At 69.2% G+C, this 17719-nt stretch carries 14 protein-coding genes; 3 read left to right on the top strand and 11 right to left on the bottom strand.

All coding sequences use genetic code 11. The features are described 5' to 3' along the window. The first annotated feature begins 49 nt into the window (after positions 1-49). On the top strand, positions 50-2464 hold the full coding sequence (locus ACPXCG_RS11680) for an AAA family ATPase (protein WP_425792149.1): 2415 nt from the start codon (positions 50-52) through the stop codon (positions 2462-2464). On the opposite strand, the gene ACPXCG_RS11675 is transcribed toward ACPXCG_RS11680, so the two are convergent. The 10 genes from ACPXCG_RS11675 to ACPXCG_RS11630 form a co-directional block, all read right to left on the bottom strand. Next, a complete protein-coding gene (locus ACPXCG_RS11675; protein WP_425792148.1) occupies positions 2405-5170 on the bottom strand; it encodes an AAA family ATPase in 2766 nt (921 codons plus the stop codon). The genes ACPXCG_RS11680 and ACPXCG_RS11675 overlap by 60 nt on opposite strands. Positions 5171-5389: 219 nt before the next feature. Further along, positions 5390-6823: a hypothetical protein gene (locus tag ACPXCG_RS11670; protein WP_425792147.1), complete on the bottom strand. Its 1434-nt coding sequence runs from the start codon at positions 6821-6823 to the stop codon at positions 5390-5392. A gap of 128 nt (positions 6824-6951) precedes the next feature. Further along, positions 6952-7305, bottom strand: coding sequence for an Rv3654c family TadE-like protein (locus ACPXCG_RS11665; RefSeq protein ID WP_425792146.1), 354 nt, complete (start codon positions 7303-7305; stop codon positions 6952-6954). A 5-nt stretch (positions 7306-7310) separates the two neighbouring features. Continuing rightward, complete coding sequence (locus tag ACPXCG_RS11660; RefSeq protein WP_425792145.1) at positions 7311-7697, bottom strand: TadE family type IV pilus minor pilin; 387 nt, start codon at positions 7695-7697, stop codon at positions 7311-7313. Positions 7698-7701: 4 nt separating this feature from the next. Continuing rightward, a complete protein-coding gene (locus ACPXCG_RS11655) occupies positions 7702-7920 on the bottom strand; it encodes a DUF4244 domain-containing protein (RefSeq protein ID WP_425792144.1) in 219 nt (72 codons plus the stop codon). A gap of 96 nt (positions 7921-8016) precedes the next feature. Beyond that, positions 8017-8661: a type II secretion system F family protein gene (locus ACPXCG_RS11650; protein ID WP_425792143.1), complete on the bottom strand. Its 645-nt coding sequence runs from the start codon at positions 8659-8661 to the stop codon at positions 8017-8019. After that, positions 8658-9452 (bottom strand): type II secretion system F family protein, encoded by a 795-nt coding sequence (locus ACPXCG_RS11645; RefSeq protein ID WP_425792142.1) that lies wholly within the window; start codon positions 9450-9452, stop codon positions 8658-8660. Before ACPXCG_RS11645 ends, ACPXCG_RS11650 begins: the two co-directional genes overlap by 4 nt. Further along, positions 9449-10624, bottom strand: a complete 1176-nt coding sequence (locus ACPXCG_RS11640) for a TadA family conjugal transfer-associated ATPase (protein ID WP_425792141.1) — start codon at positions 10622-10624, stop codon at positions 9449-9451. The genes ACPXCG_RS11645 and ACPXCG_RS11640 overlap by 4 nt, the downstream gene beginning before the upstream one ends. Further along, positions 10621-11682 (bottom strand): septum site-determining protein Ssd, encoded by a 1062-nt coding sequence (ssd, locus tag ACPXCG_RS11635; protein ID WP_425792140.1) that lies wholly within the window; start codon positions 11680-11682, stop codon positions 10621-10623. Before ssd ends, ACPXCG_RS11640 begins: the two co-directional genes overlap by 4 nt. A 128-nt stretch (positions 11683-11810) precedes the next feature. Then, positions 11811-12776, bottom strand: coding sequence for an esterase/lipase family protein (locus ACPXCG_RS11630; protein ID WP_425792139.1), 966 nt, complete (start codon positions 12774-12776; stop codon positions 11811-11813). Positions 12777-13094: 318 nt separating this feature from the next. On the opposite strand from ACPXCG_RS11630, the gene ACPXCG_RS11625 reads away from it, so the two are divergent. Then, a complete protein-coding gene (locus tag ACPXCG_RS11625) occupies positions 13095-14012 on the top strand; it encodes an HAD family hydrolase (protein WP_425792138.1) in 918 nt (305 codons plus the stop codon). A gap of 697 nt (positions 14013-14709) precedes the next feature. On the opposite strand, the gene ACPXCG_RS11620 is transcribed toward ACPXCG_RS11625, so the two are convergent. Further along, positions 14710-15465 carry an oxidoreductase gene (locus ACPXCG_RS11620; protein WP_425792137.1) on the bottom strand — a complete coding sequence of 252 codons (756 nt, stop codon included), beginning with the start codon at positions 15463-15465 and terminating at the stop codon, positions 14710-14712. Between the two features lie 267 nt (positions 15466-15732). Between ACPXCG_RS11620 and acs the strand changes: the two genes are divergently transcribed. After that, the gene (gene acs / locus ACPXCG_RS11615; RefSeq protein ID WP_425792136.1) at positions 15733-17685 is read left to right on the top strand and encodes an acetate--CoA ligase; all 1953 of its coding nucleotides are present in this window, start codon (positions 15733-15735) and stop codon (positions 17683-17685) included. Positions 17686-17719 lie beyond the last annotated feature (34 nt).

Here is a 17719-nt window from a genome sequence, read left to right as displayed (position 1 = left end):
TACCGGGCAGTAATATGACGGCAACAGTCCTTCTCCCCGAAGCGAGTCCATGGCCGATCCCGCCCGCCACCTGCATGGACGTTCCGAGCTCGTGTCCGCGCTCGGCGCCTTCGTCACGGCGCCATCCGGCGGGTCGGCGCTCATCGTCGGTGAGCCCGGGTCGGGCAAGACCAGCCTCGTCCGCGCGGCGGAATCGATGGCGATCGACGCCGGGGTCACCGTCGTACGGGTCACCGCTGATCACCGGGGCGGACCATATCCCGCCCTACGTTCCGTGGTCGCCGCCCTCGACGACCCGCTCCTCGCACTCGACGGCGACCGCCGACACCTCCTGCAGGTCGCGCTGGGCGGTGTACCCGGCGCGCCGCCGTCGCGGCTGGCGCTCTCGGCCGCGGTGCTCGACCTCATCCGGCGTCGGGCGCACCGCGACGCCCTGCTCCTCACCCTCGACGACGCGCAGCACATCGACCGTGCCAGCGTCGAGATCCTGGCCTCCGTCGCGCGCCGGCTGCGCTCCGAACCGGTGGCGATCCTGGCCGCCGCACCTCCGGGTGAGGGCGTGTTCGTCGAACGTTACGCCGATCAGTCGTGGCACCTCGGCCCACTATCCGCATCGGCCGCGCACCGCGTGCTGCGCGACCAGCTGCCGATGTTGCCCGACACAGTGCGCGCACACGTGGTCGACACCGTCGCGGGCAACCCCCGAACCCTCATCGAACAGGCATCGGCCGAACTCTCGCGTCTGCCAGCCGTCGACCACGCGGACACCGTCAACGCCGCCGATCACCCCGGTGTCGCACGCCTTCTCGACAGTGTGGCGATCCGGGCGATGCGGCGCGGTGATGCCCGGGCGGCCGCCTTCGTGCTCGAGCGCGCGGTGGAGACGTCGACCGAACCGTCGGCGCGGGCGCGACGGCTGGCCGCGGCCGCGTGCCTCTCCGCCGACGTCACCGGAGACCTGCCGGCACTGGGCCACCTACTCGGACAGGCGCTGGGCGCCGACCCGCGGTCGGACCACTCACTCGAGGCCGTCATCGCCACATCGTATGTGGCACTTCACGGTAGTGAAGGGATCGCCGACATCCATCGACGACTCGTCGACGCGATCGGGGACCGTCGACACGAGATCGGACGCTGGGTGTTCGAGGAGGCATTGTGGGCGCTGTACCTGTTGTGCTGGTTCGGCAATCAGCGCGATCACTGGCACGACTTCCGTGCCGTGGTGGAGGCCGACGTCGCCCGAACCCCACCGTGGGCCGTACTCGCCGCACGTCTGGAATCCCACTCCGCGTTCGACGATGCCGACCTCGACGCACACGCCGATCAGCTGATCGAGAACCTGGCGTTCACCACGGATCCGTCGGCGGTGGTGCGCATCGCCTTTGTCACCCGTGGCCGTGATCGCCGCTTCTGGTGGCGCAACGCCCTGCAGCGACTCTGGGCCGACGAGCACAGCCCGTTCGCCTCGGTCGTCTACGCGGGCGCGCTGCTCGCCGCGGACGGCCTGGGCTCCGGGAACTGGAAAGCGGTCGAACAGGTGACCCGCCAAGCGTTGAACCTCTGTGAGACACATGACTATCGGATGTATGCCGAGCCGTGGCTACGACACTCGCGCGCGTTGCTCGCCGCCTATCGCGGTGAGGAACAGATGGCGCAATCGGCCGTCACCCTCCTACAGGGGTGGGCGGACGACCGTGGCTCCGCTGCGTTGCACTGGCGGGCCCTGCACTGTCGGGCGGTGATCGCGCTCGGCGCGGGCCGGCCGCGCCGGGCGTACCGGCTTCTCCGGATGATTCCCGGCACCGACGGATTCGGTGCCGTCATCGAATTCGACGACCGGACCGCCCTGGACTTCGCCGAGGCGGCGGTGCTGGCCGGCACCCGCGACGACATCGAGTCCCTCCGAGCCATCGTCTCCGCGCGCCCCGTGGACGGCCGTTCCGCGGCGGATCGCCGGACCTTGCTGTACGCGGGCGCACTGGCCATCATCTCCGATGACGATCTGTATTACCAACGCGCAGTGACCATGCCGGAGGCCGACAGGTGGCCGTTCGACCTCGCGCGCATCCAGCTGAGCCGTGGCCGTGCCCTTCGTGCACAGGGTTCTGCGACACAGGCGGGTCGAGCACTCCGCGCGGCGGCCGTGACGTTCCGGTACCTCGGTGCGGCACCGTGGCTCACACAGGCACGCGAGGAACTCCGGCGCCTGGGCGCGATCGACGCAGGAGATCACCTGCTGCACAACACTGACCAGGTATCCCCCATTGGTCGCCGGGTCGCCGAGCTGGCCGCCACCGGGCTGTCGAACCGCCAGATCGGCGGTGTCCTCCACATGTCCCCGAGCACCGTCGGTTCGCACCTGTCCCGTGTCTATGCGACGCTCGGCGTCCATTCCCGTGCCGGACTACGAGATTCGCTCCGATCCGACGATGCGGCCGGCGCGCCCGGTGTTCGGCACGCATAGCGCGTCCCGGAGACCGCCGCGAGAGGCGACGTCGAGCTTGCGGTAGGCCTTGTGGAGATGATTTCCGACGGTGCGATGCGAGATCGCGAGGCGCTCCGCGATCTTCTTGTTGCTCATGCCCTGTGCCGCCAGTTCCGCGATGTGCCGTTCCTGCGGGGTGAGGGATCGGGCCATCGCCTCGGTCACCACCACCCGGGTGGCTCCGGTCGCCTCGAGTTCCGCGCGAGTCCGGTCCGACCACGGCCGGGCGCCCAGACCATCGAACGTGGCGAGTGCTTCCGCCAGCAGGGGCCGCGACGCCGCCGCCTCGTGATGGCGGCGCAGGTGCGCACCAAACATGAGTTGGGCACGGGCGTGGTCGAATCGCCACGTCGTCGCGTTCGGGACCGCCAGCGCCTGCCGGTACAGTGCGCGAGCCTGCTCGTCATCGGCGATCAGGGCGTGGGCGGTCAGGTGGATCATGGCCAGTCGCGGCGACAACCTGCCGTACTCGATGCGGTCCATCGCATCGACGTGTGCGCGGGCGAGATCCGGTCGTCGTAGCCGTACCGCGGCGTCCACGACGTCGAGGGCCACCGAGATCGCCATCCACGCATGCGAGGCGAACTCACCGATCGGACTGATCGATGTGGCATGCGCCAGCACACCTTCGGCGTCGCCACGCCCAGCCGCTGCCGTCGTCTCCACATGCTCGACGCAGGCGATGACCGTGGTCGCCCGGCGAGGGATCGCCCATGCCGCCATCGCGTCGGTGAGCACCGCCATCGATGCCCGATCTCCCCGCGCGGCCGCGAGCCATGCCATCTCGTAGTCCGCGGCCCAGAGGAGCAGGTTGTAATCCGCGCCGTTGGCCAGCCGGCGTGCGCGATCGACGGCGTCGACGCCGGTCTGCCAGTCTCCGCGGTTACGCCCGTCGCGAGCGATCATGAGCAGTGCCCAGATCGCCGGGAGGACGGGACCACGGTGTTCAGCGGCGTCGACGATTCGGTCGAGCGCCACACGGCAATCGGGTAACCGGTCGAACGTGACCGCCATCTCGGCGATCTGGATGACCTGGACGGGGTCGGTCTCGGCATGCATTCCGCGGATCAGTGCGTCGACCTCGTGCAACGTCGTCGCGGTGGTGCGGGCGGGATCGAGAGATGTACGACTCGCGAGGTCGGCGACGATCGGGGGACGGGGGGTCAGTCGATCGAGAGCCCGGTAATACGCGGGCCACAGCTCTGCTCGTCCACCCAGCCAGCAGACCCACCGCAGTTCACCGATCGCCTCCACGAGCGCCTCGTCCGCCGGATCCGTGTGATGGGCGTATCCGTCGATCGCCCGCACGAGGATCTGGTGAGCCATGTCGATGTCGCCGTCGTGGCCACTGGCGATCACGGTCGCGGCTGCACAGGCTGCGGTGAGCGACTGGGTGAAACCGGGGTCCAACCCCCGGATCTCGTCGATCAGCCGGAGTGCGATGGACGAGTCGGAACCGGCTGCGATGTAGGCGGCACGCGCGAGCCGTCGGGCCCGGTCGGGCGGTGTCGGTGTGAGGCCCGCGGCGCGGGTGAGCAGCGTGAGTGCCTCCGTCCAGTCTCCCTCTCGGAACGCGGCCTCCGCAGAACGCTCGAGATGCGATGCGAGGGGTTCGTCATGGTGGCCGACCACGTGTAACGCGCCGGGCCCGGTCACCTCGTGAGGTGTGTGGGCGAGCAATCTGCCGAGCCGACGGTGTGCGTTCGTGCGTTCCTGCGGCGTGGAGTCGGCGAACAGCGCAGACCCGAGCAGCGGATGGGACAGTCTGATCCGGGCTTCGGCGCCGACTCCGGCGATGGCGATCACGCCGGCGTCGGCCGCGTCGACGATGGCACGCGTCGCCGATCCATCCGGGAACGCTCCGGCGAGATCGGCCCGCGATGCGGTCGGTTGGAGAACATGCAGGAGGAGGAGAAGTCTGACCTCGGCACTCAGCGAGGCGAGCTGCGGGGCGAACGCATCGCGCAGCCGATGAGTCAGTGGCAGCAGCCGCGGCACAGGCGTGATACCCGAGTGCTGTTCGGCCGAGAGCGCCGCGGGCAGGTCCACCAGCGCGAGCGGGTTGCCCTGTGCCTCGGCCAGTAGTCGCGCCCGCACCGACGGTGCGAGCGATGGGCGAATGGCGTCGAGCAGCGATGCCCCGTCGGCATCATCGAGGGGGCCGAGGGTCATCTCGTTGCGGCCCGACATACCGCGGTCACGCGTGGCCGTGAGGATGCCGACGCGGTCGAGCTCGAGGCCGGCCAGGCCGTCGAGTACCGCGCGGCTCGCTGCGTCGGCCCAGTGCAGGTCGTCCACGATGACCAGCACGGGTGCATCGGCGGTGAGCTCCCGGATCGAGCTCGTCGTCGCTCGCAACACGGCGGTGATGTCGGAGGTCGCGTCGTCGTCGAGGCCGAGAGCTGCCCGCAATGTCGCTGCCCAGGACCGGCCGGTCGCCCTCGGACTGTCGACCACGGGGAGCAGCAGTTCCTGCAGCGTCGCGAAATCGATGTCGGTCTCGAACTCGACACCCGTTGCGTGCAGCACACGGTATCCTCGGGATTCGCCGAGCCCGGCCGCGCTGGTGAGGATCTCGGTCTTCCCGATCCCCGGCTCCCCGACGACGGCGAGTGACCCGCTCGACCCGTCGATGATCGTGGCCAGCAGCTCACAGATGCGGTCCACGTCGCCCGTGCGGCCCACCGGCGCGGGTGAGTCGCCGCGACATCGCCCGTCGACAACATCTGCTGACAACTCGTCCGTCTCCCCCGCCAGGGCCACGTTTGACCTGGCCTTCCGTGGATGAACGCTAATTCACGCCACGCCGGCGGGTCAATATCGTCCGACGACGCGGAGAGTCCGCCCCGACGACCTCGGTGGCCGATGGGACGGACTCTTCTGATGCTGCTGCGACCTGGGTGTCTAGGCGGCCGCGCTCGTGCTGCTCGAATCCGAATCGCTCGACGAGGAGCCGTCCGACGAAGAGCCGTCCGACGAGGAGCTCGACGTTCCGGTGGATGCGGCCGAACCCGAGGCGTCGGCATCCGTGGAAGCCGAATCCGAACTGTCCGACGACGATCCGGCGGTGTCCGCAGACGACTCGGCTGCGTGGCCGTCGGCGGTGGTCCCGGCATCCGGCGTGGTCGATTCCGCCGTGGTCGATTCCGCCGTGGTCGAGTCGGCAGTCGTCGAATCGGCAGTCGTCGAATCGGCGGGAGTCGAGTCGGCAGTCGTCGAATCTGCGGGAGTCGAGTCTGCGGCAGTCGAGGCGTCGGCAGTCGAGGCGTCGGCGCCCGAGGCGTCGGCCGATTCCGATGCGTCGCCGGCCGACGGTGCCGCCGATTCGCTGCTGTCCGTGGATGATTCGATCGTGGCGTCGTCACCCCCTGCCGTGTCGGTGTCTGCCGCCGATCGCAGACCGGCAAGGGTCGCGGTGGCCGGCGGGGTGATGCCGTACAGGATGCTCTGCTGGATGCCCTGCAGGGACGCCAGCGTGCCCGGCATGATCAGGCCGCCGTCCGCGGTCGCGCCACCATTGCCCAGCAGTCCCCCGGCGTAGATCGTCAGGCCGGGGATGTCGAGGCCGATGAGCGGCCCGAGGTTGGGACCGTAGCCGCCGTTGAGGAGGCCGTCGAGCATCACCGCCGGCGCCTTCGCGAGGGCGTCGACGATCTCCGTTGCGCCGCCCCCGCTCTGAGCCGCGTCGATGACGCCCTGGATCGCGGCGCCCAGACCGCCGACCCCGCCGTAGATCGGGCCGACGAGGGCCAGGCCGGCGTTGAGCGCGATGTTCGGCACCTGCTCGTTGATGACCCGGGCCAGGTTCTCCACCGGTGCGGCGAGCGCTTGCTGGATGGCGGGGATGAGCTCACCCGACACCGGGTTGATCGCGGAGAAGATCGGGAGGATCACCGCCGTCAGCACGCTGTTGAGGGCCGTGGCGACGTCGCCGCCCCGGAGCGCGGTCGAGGCCGCTTCGAGGAGACCGGGAACATCGTCGTTCAAGGAGGTGGTGAGAGCCGTGCCGGCGGACTGCAGACCGCTGATCAGGGTCTGGCCGTTGGCGGACTGGTTCTCGAGGATCTGACGCAGGATCGGGAGCGCTCCCCGGGCATCCGACGTCGCGGCGATGCCCTCGAGATTGGTGATCGCATGCTCGATGGCTTCTTGATAGGCCGCGAACGAACTCAACCGGACGTTGGGTGAGACGACGCTGTGTACCTGTGCTCCGAGGTCATTCGTCAGCGACGGCGCTCCGGAGATGGCGAACGGGGTGGCGGCGATCGCGGTCGCGCTGACCAGCGACACTCCGGCCAACAGGTATGGGCGCAGCTGTGGGCGGCTGAGGACGTGCAATGTAGCTCTCCTTGACAACAGAAACGAACCGACACATGTCGGACAATTTCGAAGTCTGGACCGTGGTCCGTATCTCGATGCCAGGAAATCGGAACAGTGTGGACAAATGACTCATGCTGCAGTCGCCCTCACCCCACCGGGCCGGCCCGCGCGACGGCCTGCGCGCGATGGACACCGAACGGTCCGAGCTGGACCGGAACCGCCACCGTCACCAACATGTCGGCACCCTCCGCCACGCACCGCTCGACCTCGGCACCGACGTCCTGCGCAGCGGCAATCCGGCGCGCAGCGGCACACGGATCCGGCTCGGCGGCCACCTGCTGCTGCGCCGCGGCGAGCACCGCGAGATCGGCGGCCGACTGCGCGCGATGCCGGGCGACGACCGCAGCTCCGACGTACAGCAGGGTGACCACCGTCGCCGCGATCGCTGCGATCGCGAACGCCCCGGCGACGGTCGCGAAACCCCGGTCGTCGCGCCACATCCGGATCACGGCAGGGATGCCTGGGCCGGCGCGTCGTCGTCGGGCTCCTTCGCCGCCACCGCCCGGGCCGACACCGCCACCTTCGGCAGCAGCGGGATCGACGACCGCACGACGACCTCGACGCGGGTGTCGGTGCCGGTGATGGTGATCTGCGCGGTCCGCCCGACCACCCGGGCGGCGACGTCTTGGGCGGCGGCGTCCCCGGCAGCGGCCAGTCGGGCGGCCTCGCGGGCCGCGTCGGTACACCGGATCTGCACCGTGGCACCGACCACCGCGGTGATGCCGAGGACCACGGTGGCCACGATCGCCGCGATGGCATACGCGCCCTCGACGGTGACCATGCCACGCTCGTCGCGCCACAGGCGCCGCAATGCGATCACCAGACCGAGCACCGCCTCAGCCCACCGAGGTGTTCAGGGCCTTGCCGATGATGCCGGTGAGGGCACTGACGATGTTGTCACCGGTCACGACCGTGTAGAGGATCGCCCCGAAGGCCGCGGCGGCGATGGTGCCGATCGCGTACTCCGCCGTACTCATCCCCTCGTCGTCGGCGACGACCCGCAACACCTCGGCCTGCAATCGCACGATCGGACGTCGAAAGATTCTGTCGGACATGATGTTCTGACCTCCCCTGGCCACGCACCTTGCGTGTCACAGATAAGACGCAGCAGATCACGGTTCGGATCCACTGCGCGACAATGAATCCATCGATCAGCCGCCGAGGACGGATCCGGCGAGGCCGACAACCACCGGCACGATCCCGAGGCAGACGAATGCCGGGAGAAAGCACAGTCCGAGCGGACCGCTGATCGCGACACCCGCGCGTTCGGCGGCCGCCAGCGCATCGTCGTGCGCCTCTCTGCGCGTGCTGTCGGCCAGTTCGGTCAAACCTCCGGAGAGCGACGACCCGGACCGCGCCGAACGCCGCGCCAGCGTCGCCAGCGCCTCGAACCGGTCGGCGTCTACCTCCTTCCCCGTGGGTCTCCGGCCCTCGGCGGCGGGCGGCCGCTGACGACGCCAGGCGTGTTCGGGGTCGGCGCCGAGCCCCAGGAGTTCGGCCGCCGACGCCAACGGACGGGCGAGTCCGGGCGGCGCGGAACGCGAGACCACGCCCGCCGCCGCGGCGATCGGCATCCCGGCGCGCAGGCATACGGCGAAGAGATCGAAGGACGCGGCGACCGCGAACGGGTCGTCGGGACCGGGCCGCGGATGCGCAGAATCGTGCTCGCCCATCACCGACACCGGATCGCCCACCACCCGATGCAGTGCCCAGCCCGGAGCAGGCCACACCCACAGTGCCGCACCCACCGCGACAAGGGTGCTCAGCGAAAAGGTGCTCAGCGAAAAGACGCTCATCGGTCGAGCACCCGATCGGTGATCCGCTCCGACCACACGAGCCCGGCCACCGACAACGCCGTGCCCACGATGAGCAGGACCCCACCCAGTCCACTCCCGAGGAGCACCCCGATGGGGTGCGCACCCATGAGCTCGCCCAGCAGGATGCCGATGACCGGCAACCCGGAAAGCACTGCCGCGGTGGCCCGCGGGCCGGCGAGTCCGGCTCGGGTCCGGGTGGCGAACTGCCTGCGTGCGAGCAGATCGGCCCGCACCGATTCCACCAGCTCGATCATCGGCAGACCGTGCCGGTCGGCGGTCTGCCAAGCGACCCCCACGCGATGCCAGGAGAGCTGGTCGGAGGCCTCGACGTCGGGCATCACCTCTCCGCCGAGTTCGGCCCGTCCGGCCATCATCGTGAGGCCGTCGGCAACCGGCGACCTGGGCTGCCCGACGCCGAGTTCCCGCGCCGCAGCCGCACACGCCGGCGCGGGCGGGGCACCGACCGACAGCTCGGCCGTCATCACCGACAGCGCCAGCAGCAGATCGGAGGTCTCCCCGTCGCGCGAGCGAAGCCGCTGCGCGCGGTGCCGTCGCCACATCACCGTCGCGGACACCAACGCCGTCGCGATCGCCGCGTGGAACCCGACGATCACGACTGCCGCCACCGGGGCGCCGACGGCGACCGTTGCCTGCCACGGAACACTCCGCGCCCGCGATGTTCCCGGCGTGAGCGTCACCAGCCGGTACTGGGCGTGGGTCGCCGGCCACCAGAGCACCGCAGCCGCGAGCGCCAGGATGACCGCGATCATCGGTGCGTCCGGGAACGCACCAACGCATCGAATCCCGCCATCTCGTCGGTGAATCCGTGCGCGCGCATCCACACGGGTCGGATGTGCACGAAGCCGTCGTGGTCGCGGGACACCAGGCCGATCTCGGTCAGGCCGCGCGAGCCACCTGGCGTCCGCGCGACGCCCAGCACCACGTGAACCGCCGCCGCGAGTTGGCTGTGCAGAGCGTCGCGCGCCATCCCACCGAGCGCCGCGAGCGCCTCCATCCGTGCCGGGACCTCCGACGTCGAGTTGGCGTGCAGGGTGCCGGCACATCCCTCGTGTCCGGTGTTCAGCGCCGTCAGCAGATCGATCACCTCCGCACCGCGGACCTCACCCACGACGATCCGATCCGGTCGCATCCGGAGCGCCTGCCGCACCAGGGCCCGCACCGGGACCTCGCCCACCCCCTCCACATTCGGCGTCCGGGCGACCAGACGCACGATGTGCGGATGAGGCGGGTCGAGTTCGAGCGCGTCCTCGACACAGAGAACCCGTTCGGCCGCATCCATCTCACCGATCAGCGAGCCGAGGAGTGTGGTCTTACCCGATCCGGTCCCGCCCACGATGAGGAACGCGAGTCGTGCGCGCAGCATGGCGCGCAAGGCGTCCACCGCCTCGTCGGGGACGGCGCCGAGCGCGACGAGTTCGTCGAAGTTCCGGGTCGCGGTGCGCAGGACTCGGAGCGAGATGCAGGTTCCATCGGTGGCCACCGGTGGGATCACCGCATGCAGCCGGACCGCATGGCCGCGCCGCCCGAGGTCGGCGAGCTGGCCGTCGACCCAGGGCTGCGCGTCGTCGAGCCGCTTACCCGCACTGAGCGCCAGCCGGCTCGCGAGACGGCGGACCGCCGCTTCGTCGTCGAACCGGATATCGGTGCGCTGCAGCCCATTTCCCCGATCGACCCAGACCCGGTCGGCGCCGACGACGAGGATGTCGGCGACGTCCGGTTCGGCCAGGAGATGCTCGAGCCGCCCCGCTCCGATCAACTCGGTCTGCAGAAAACGCAGAGCGGCAAGGAGGTCCGTGTCGCCGAGCATGCCCCGCGACTCCGAGCGGATCGCGTCGGCGATGACCTCCGCCGTGGGCTCGACGGCTTGCGTCGCCAGCCGGTCACGCACACGGTCGAGCAGCGCATCGTGCGGGCCGTTCACGCCGCGAGCCGTTCGGCCGCCCCCACCTTGCGGCAGACCGCCCGCGCCGCGCGGCCGAGCGGGCTGCGCGGCGGAACCCGCAACCTTCCGGATTCCATCCGGCCCGGCAGTCCGGGATCGGATCGGTATGCGGTGAGCAACGGCAGGCCCACGGCGGAGGCCACCTCGGCGGCGCGCAGCCCGCTCGGCGCCGGACCCCGGACCGCCAGCGCCGCCGCGACCCCGCGCTCGGCCAGCCGGGCGGCGACGGTCCGCGACGACGCCACCCCGTGCACACCTGCGGCGGTGACGAGCACGACGAGATCGACGGAATCGAGAACGGCATCGGTCACCGGGCCGGCCGTGCGGGGCAGGTCGACCACCACGGTGTCGCCGTTCACGCGACCGGCGTCCATCGTCGCGACGACCGCCTCGACGCTGATCCGCAGCCGGCTGTCGCGGCGGGGCGCGAGCACCGACAGCCTGTCGTTCACCTGCGGCAATGCGCTGTGCAGCGATTGCGCCCGGACCGCGCCGCCGGCCAGGGTCAGGTCCTGCCAGCGGAGTCCGGTACGGCCCTCGATCCCGAGCGTGAGGTCGATACCCGCCCCGAATTCGTCGACATCGAAGAGCAGTACGTGTGCGGACTCGTCGGCCGCGGTCAGGGCCACTGCGGCCGCCAGGGTCGTCGCGCCCGCGCCGCCGTGTCCGCCGATCACGGCGACCGCGCCCGCCGGGGTGGCGAGCGGTGATCGGAGATCGGAGAGGAGTCCGACGAGTATGGACTCCTCGGCGGGCAACGACACCGCCCGATCTGCACCGAGACCCATCGCCGACCGCCAGATGTCTGCTGCGGGTTCGCCGTCGGTGACCATGACGACCCCCGCGCGCCGCGGTGGCCCGAGTTCGGCCAGCACCCGCGTCGCGTTCGCATCGGCGACCACCGCATCCGCACGCAGCCACTCCCGGCGGCAGTGTTCGGGGTCGGCGCGCAGCATCCGATATCCCGCCGCGGCCGCACACCGGGCGACGTCGTCGGAGAGGTCGGGACCCACCAGGGCGAGGAGTTCGTCGGTCATGGACCGATCATGCTGCGACATCGCCCTCGACGGGGGTGTCGGCGGCGCGACGGCCCGATCTGTGGAATCTCTCGGATTTGTGGATGACCAGGATTGCGAATGACCCGGTTTGCGGGCGACCGGTGCCGTCAGCCCGTGAAAGGGGGCACGAACTCACACGGGACGCGGACCGGATGCCGCGGATCGAGGGCGTTGAGCACCATGTACGCGGCACGCCGCGAGCCGGCGAGCGCGAGATGATCGCTGTGGTCGGCCGCGCAGGTGTCCTGGACGACGATGTTGCGGACCTTCTCGCCCGCGCGGCCGGGAACCTGTCCGCTGGTGTACGGCAGGACGAGTTCGTCGTAGCGGGTCGAGATGTTCGTGTAGTCGACGCCCTTGACGTACGGGCTCCCCCCGCGCCAGATCTCCCGGTTGAAGGCCGATCCGGCGGTCATCTGGCCGCACGCGGCACAGATCGGCAGATCCCGGCCGTCCAGCAGCGCGTCGGTGAGGCCGGTCAGCGGAGTGCCACCGAAGGTGCCCCGCCACAGGGGTGCGAGCGAGATGTACTTGCTGACCTTGCCCGCACCGCCCAGGTTCTTCAGGTAATAGGTGGGCATGTACGTGCCCTGGGAGTGCCCGACGAGATCCACGGTCTTCGCGCCCGTACCTGCCAGCACCTTGTCGACGAATCGGGAGAGCTGGCCGGCGCTGCCCTCGATGGGTGTCATGCCCCCGATCGCCGACACCGGCCACGGAGCCCCCGGCAGTGCGCCGTAGGTGAGCGCGAAGACGCAATACCCACGATTGGCCAGCATCGCCACGTACGCACCCCAGTTGGTCTGCTGCGATCCACCCGTTCCGTGCACGAGTACCACCGGTCGAGGATGCTGCGCCGTGGGCTTGCAGCTGAAATCGTTGGAGCCGGGCAGGGAACCGCCGGGATGCGAGAGCTCGGCCGGGATACCGGAGAAGAAGTTGTAGGTCTCCGGCAGCGGCGTCGGTGGTGATGGCGGGGCCGCGTGAGCAGTGCCCGCGCCCAACACGACGGCCACCACACAGACGACCACCGAACCGATCAATCCCACCCGTGTCCTTGTACCGATCGACATACCCACTCCCCCATTCGGCTGACGTCCGCCCAGAACCTAGCAAGTGCTTGGTCAAGCGTCCCAGTTTTCGGAAAACCGCCGAATACCCGCGAGAGATGGTTGCTGCCGAGGTGAAACCGACCCCAGACAGAGGACGACCCCGGCCAGGGGGGGAGGAGGCCGGGGTCATCGCGTTTCAGCCCCGGGGGGTCGGGCTGAAAGGCACCGGTATTAACCGGTTACGGCCGACTATACACACGAGATTTCGTTGATTGCAACCACAACAAAGATCGATCCGAGGTCACATTTTTATATCGCTGCCTGCGCATTCACGATGCAATGACGTTGCATCGGGGCTATCGCCGACGGCGTGTCAGACCGTACCCTGACTGGGTGACGGACACCTCACCGAAGGCGACCGGGTCGCCACCTTCGGTACCACGTCTGAACGACCGACGCCGCGTCGCGGCCTTCTTCGATCTCGACAAGACGGTCATCGCGAAGTCGAGCGCGCTCGCATTCTCTCGACCGTTCTTCGACGAGGGACTGATCAATCGGCGGTCGGTGCTGAAGTCGAGCTATGCCCAGTTCCTGTTCCTCGTGACGGCGGCCGACCACGATCAGGTGGAGAACCTGCGTCGGCACGTGACCGACATGTGCCGCGGGTGGGACGTGGAGCAGGTGCGGACGATCGTCAACGAGACCCTCCACGACATCGTGAATCCGTTGATCTTCGCCGAGGCCGCCGAGCTGATCGCCGGCCATCAAGCGCGCGGACACGACGTCGTCCTGATCTCGGCCTCCGGTCGCGAGATGGTCGAGCCGATCGGCGATCTCCTCGGGGTCGACCACGTGGAGGCCAGCGAGATGAAGGTCGTCGACGGTCACTACACGGGCGAGCTCGAGTTCTATTGCTACGGAGAGCACAAGGCGGCCGCGATGGCCACCCTCGCCGAGGCCCGTGGCTACGACCTCGCCGAGTGTCACGCGTACTCCGACTCCATCACCGACCTACCCATGCTCACCGCGGTCGGCCACCCTGTCGCGGTGAATCCGGACCGGCAACTCCGCAAGCAGGCAGCCGATCGAGGCTGGCCGGTGCTGGGCTTCAATCGCCCGGTGCCGCTCCGCAAACGGATCCCCACGCCGTCGTCGCGGGCGGCCGCCGCCCTGGCGATCGGCGCCGGCGTGGCGGCCGTCAGCGGCGTCGGAATGCACTCGTTCCTGCATCGGCGGCATCGCCCACGTCGCACCTGAGACTCCTACGAACACCACCGAATGTTGGTGCGAAAGGCCCTTGATGTGACCGCGGTCACGGTGTACAAAAGGTGTTACGGAATCTCGGAAGGCAAAGTCCGATCCGGAAGAGAAGGAGCGGACCCCCACGCCGAGCGCTTCCCAGCACGGGCGGCAAGCACCCACGCGGAGCACGCCGCAATAAGGCAAAAGCGTTGTGCGCCTGCGACATCGTAGGCTGGCAAGGGCAAGCCGATGGCCATCAACGGGCCGTATGCGGGAACATGAGGAGTTCCCCGTCGGGCCGGACGAATCGATCCGATCGGAACGGACCAACGGGTCTGTGAGACGGAACGAATCGATCCGATGAAGCTCGATTCGATTGCACGGCACCGTCATTCGTAAATGGTTCACATCGGGGCGTACCGACCAGTACCGCGGTCCCTCGCCGAGGCGATTCACACAACCCACCGAGCACGCTTGGTAACTTGAGTCCGTGCTATGCGGGCGGCAACCCGGCCGGTTTCATCCGGCCGAGCGGCCGCCCGCATTGTATTGTCCAGGTGTCGCCGTATTGTCCAGGTCAGGCGCAGTGCTGAGAGTTCGCTTGCCGCTTCCGTTTTCGTGCGGGGGAACCCTTCGAGGCTCGCTACGCTCGCACCTCAGGGAACGGGACGGACACGGGCGCGCTCGCACCTCAGGGAACGGGACGGCAGAGCTAGCCTGCGCGCGCCGCGTCGGCGATCGAGCGGGCCTCGCCGGCACCGGCCTCGAGCGCTTCGCAGCACAGCACGATCCAGGCGCCCACACCTGTCGGGTCACCGTCGGCGAACCTCGCCGACAACGAGCGGTAGTCGTCGAGGCGACGCAGCCACGTCACCTCCGGGACGCCGAGGTTGTGCGGATCCAGGCCCGACGACGTGCACACCAACCGCGAGGCCGCCCGCGCCACCACTCCGTTCGCGGTGGGGAACGCGCCGACTCCGAGCAATTCGCCGTGGACCACGGCAGCGAGCACCGGCGCCGGGACCGACGTGGCGCCGGTGACCAGCTGGCCGAGCAGATCGAGGCGTCCGGCGACTCCGGCCTGCGCGCTCGGGCGGCCCAGCTCGTCGGGGTCGGCGACGAGATCGGCGGCGGCGAGCATGTGCAGCCGCGCGAATGCCTGCGCAGGAGCCCGACGGAAGACCCCGGTGAGCTGATCGAGGGCATCGCCGTCGAGGGCCTGGGCCACGCGCATCGCGCCGGCCAGCAGCGGATCGTCGAAGTCGCCGTCGCGACGCAGTTCCACGCTGCCACCGTCGATCGCCGCCGAGGATCGGCCGGCCCGCCAGGACGCCTCGGTCGCGGTCTTGTCCCATCCGCGGAGGTTCGCCGGATGACGATGTACCGCGCTCAGGGCGTCGCGTGCACGGTCGGCGGCGTCGCGCACACCGGGCAGATCGAGCAGCGGCGCGAGCGGATCAGAGGTCACGCCTTCCCACGATAGTGATGAGGGGTCGGCCGCCGTCCGCCCGGTGACGACGATCGGCGTCGTGCACCACTCGTCGTGTCCATGGGACCATTCGTCGCGGAACTCCGGGGCCCGGCCGACGGCACCTGCAACGAGCTTCCAACGTGACTACCCTCACAATGAGTAACCAGTATGAGTGCACGTCACGCCAGTGTGCGGGCACCCAGCACGCACACACCACAGCACGCATCCACATCGTCTCCTCGACAGTGAAAGGTCGCCTCACCGATGACTCCCGCCACCACTTCGTCCGCCCAGGGATATCCGCCGTCGGAGGACTTCGTCGCGCAGGCCAATGCCGGGGCGGAGCTCTACGACCGGGCCGACGCGGATCGTCTGGAGTTCTGGGCCGAGCAGGCCCGCCGGCTGGACTGGGTCACCGATTTCGACCAGATCCTGGACTGGACGGACGCACCGTTCGCCAAGTGGTTCGTCGGCGGCCGGCTCAACGTGGCCTACAACTGCGTCGACCGACACGTCGCCGCGGGCAAGGGCGATCGGGTCGCGATCCATTGGGTCGGCGAGCCCGGCGACACCCGCGACCTCACCTACGCCCAGCTGCAGGACGAGGTGTCCAAAGCCGCCAACTACTTCGCCTCGATCGGACTGGTCGCAGGCGACCGCGTCGCGATCTACATGCCGATGGTCCCCGAGGCCATCGTCTCGATGCTCGCCTGCGCCCGGCTCGGGTTGACGCATTCGGTGGTGTTCGCCGGGTTCTCCTCGGGCGCACTGCGTTCGCGCGTCGACGACGCCGAAGCCAAGCTCGTCATCACCACCGACGGACAGTACCGTCGCGGCAAGCCCGCCCCCCTCAAGACCGCCGTCGACGAAGCGCTCGGCACCGGCGACGACGCCGCGAAGTCGGTGGAGAAGGTCCTGGTGGTGCGCCGCACCAACGACGATCCCGATCTGCCGTGGGTCGAGGGGCGCGACGTGTGGTGGGACGACACCGTCGACGAACAGTCGACGACGCACGAGCCCGAGGCCTTCGACGCCGAACACCCACTGTTCCTGCTCTACACCTCGGGCACCACCGGCAAGCCCAAGGGCATCGTGCACTCCTCCGGCGGCTACCTCACCCAGGCGTCGTACACCTTCCACTACGTGTTCGACCACAAGGAAGGCCGCGACGTCTTCTGGTGTGGCGCCGACATCGGCTGGGTGACCGGACACTCCTACCTCGTCTACGGACCACTGAGCAACGGTGCGACCGAGGTGGTCTACGAGGGCACCCCCAACTCCCCCAACGAGCATCGTCATTTCGAGATCATCGAAAAGTACGGCGTCACCATCTATTACATCGCGCCGACGCTGGTCCGCACCTTCATGAAGTGGGGTCGCGAGATCCCCGACGCCCACGACCTGAGCTCGGTGCGGCTGCTCGGCTCCGTCGGCGAACCGATCAACCCCGAGGCATGGAAGTGGTACCGCGAGGTCATCGGCGGCGACAAGGCGCCCATCGTCGACACCTGGTGGCAGACCGAGACCGGCGCCATCATGATCTCCCCGCTACCCGGAGTGACCACCACCAAGCCCGGCTCTGCGATGGCACCGCTGCCCGGCATCTCGGCGAACATCGTCGACGACCAGGGCAAGCCCGTCGGCGCCGGGGAGCAGGGCTATCTCGTCCTCGACCAGCCGTGGCCGTCGATGTTGCGCGGTATCTGGGGCGACGAGGAACGGTTCCGGGAGACCTACTGGTCACGCTTCGCCGAGCAGGGCTGGTACTTCGCCGGCGACGGCGCCCGCTACGACGACGACCACGCATTGTGGGTCCTCGGCCGCGTCGACGATGTCATGAACATCTCCGGGCACCGCATCTCCACCGCCGAGGTGGAGAGCGCCCTGGTCGGACACTCCGGGGTCGCCGAGGCCGCGGTCATCGGCGCCGCCGACGAGACCACCGGTCAGGGCATCGTCGCCTTCGTCATCCTGCGTGAGGGCGTCGAGAACACCGGCGACCAACTCGTCAAGGAACTGCGCGACCAGGTCGCCGTCGAGATCTCGCCCATCGCCAAACCCCGCGAGATAAACGTAGTGCCCGAACTGCCCAAGACCCGCTCCGGCAAGATCATGCGGCGCCTCCTCAAGGACGTCGCCGAGGGCCGCGACCTCGGTGACACCTCCACCCTGGTGGACCCGTCGGTCTTCGAGGCCATCCGCGCCCGCAAGTCCTGAGCAACGCCGTCTCCGCCCCGACCCACGACCGACC

The sequence above is a fragment of the Gordonia sp. DT218 genome (assembly GCF_049847105.1).
In the GTDB taxonomy this organism is placed as follows: Bacteria; Actinomycetota; Actinomycetes; order Mycobacteriales; family Mycobacteriaceae; genus Gordonia.
The sequence above is the reverse complement of the archived record's forward strand: the minus strand, read 5'-3'. Positions and strand labels throughout refer to the sequence as shown.

Excerpts from the sequence above, each read along its gene's own strand:
- ACPXCG_RS11665 (WP_425792146.1), bottom strand. The coding sequence starts at position 7,305 with ATGTGGCGCGACGACCGGGGTTTCGCGACCGTCGCCGGGGCGTTCGCG.
- ACPXCG_RS11630 (WP_425792139.1), bottom strand. The coding sequence starts at position 12,776 with ATGTCGATCGGTACAAGGACACGGGTGGGATTGATCGGTTCGGTGGTC.
- ACPXCG_RS11625 (WP_425792138.1), top strand. The coding sequence starts at position 13,095 with ATGACGTTGCATCGGGGCTATCGCCGACGGCGTGTCAGACCGTACCCT.
- ssd (WP_425792140.1), bottom strand. The coding sequence starts at position 11,682 with ATGACCGACGAACTCCTCGCCCTGGTGGGTCCCGACCTCTCCGACGAC.
- ACPXCG_RS11650 (WP_425792143.1), bottom strand. The coding sequence starts at position 8,661 with ATGAGCGTCTTTTCGCTGAGCACCTTTTCGCTGAGCACCCTTGTCGCG.
- acs (WP_425792136.1), top strand. The coding sequence starts at position 15,733 with ATGACTCCCGCCACCACTTCGTCCGCCCAGGGATATCCGCCGTCGGAG.
- ACPXCG_RS11680 (WP_425792149.1), top strand. The coding sequence starts at position 50 with ATGGCCGATCCCGCCCGCCACCTGCATGGACGTTCCGAGCTCGTGTCC.
- ACPXCG_RS11655 (WP_425792144.1), bottom strand. The coding sequence starts at position 7,920 with ATGTCCGACAGAATCTTTCGACGTCCGATCGTGCGATTGCAGGCCGAG.
- ACPXCG_RS11645 (WP_425792142.1), bottom strand. The coding sequence starts at position 9,452 with ATGATCGCGGTCATCCTGGCGCTCGCGGCTGCGGTGCTCTGGTGGCCG.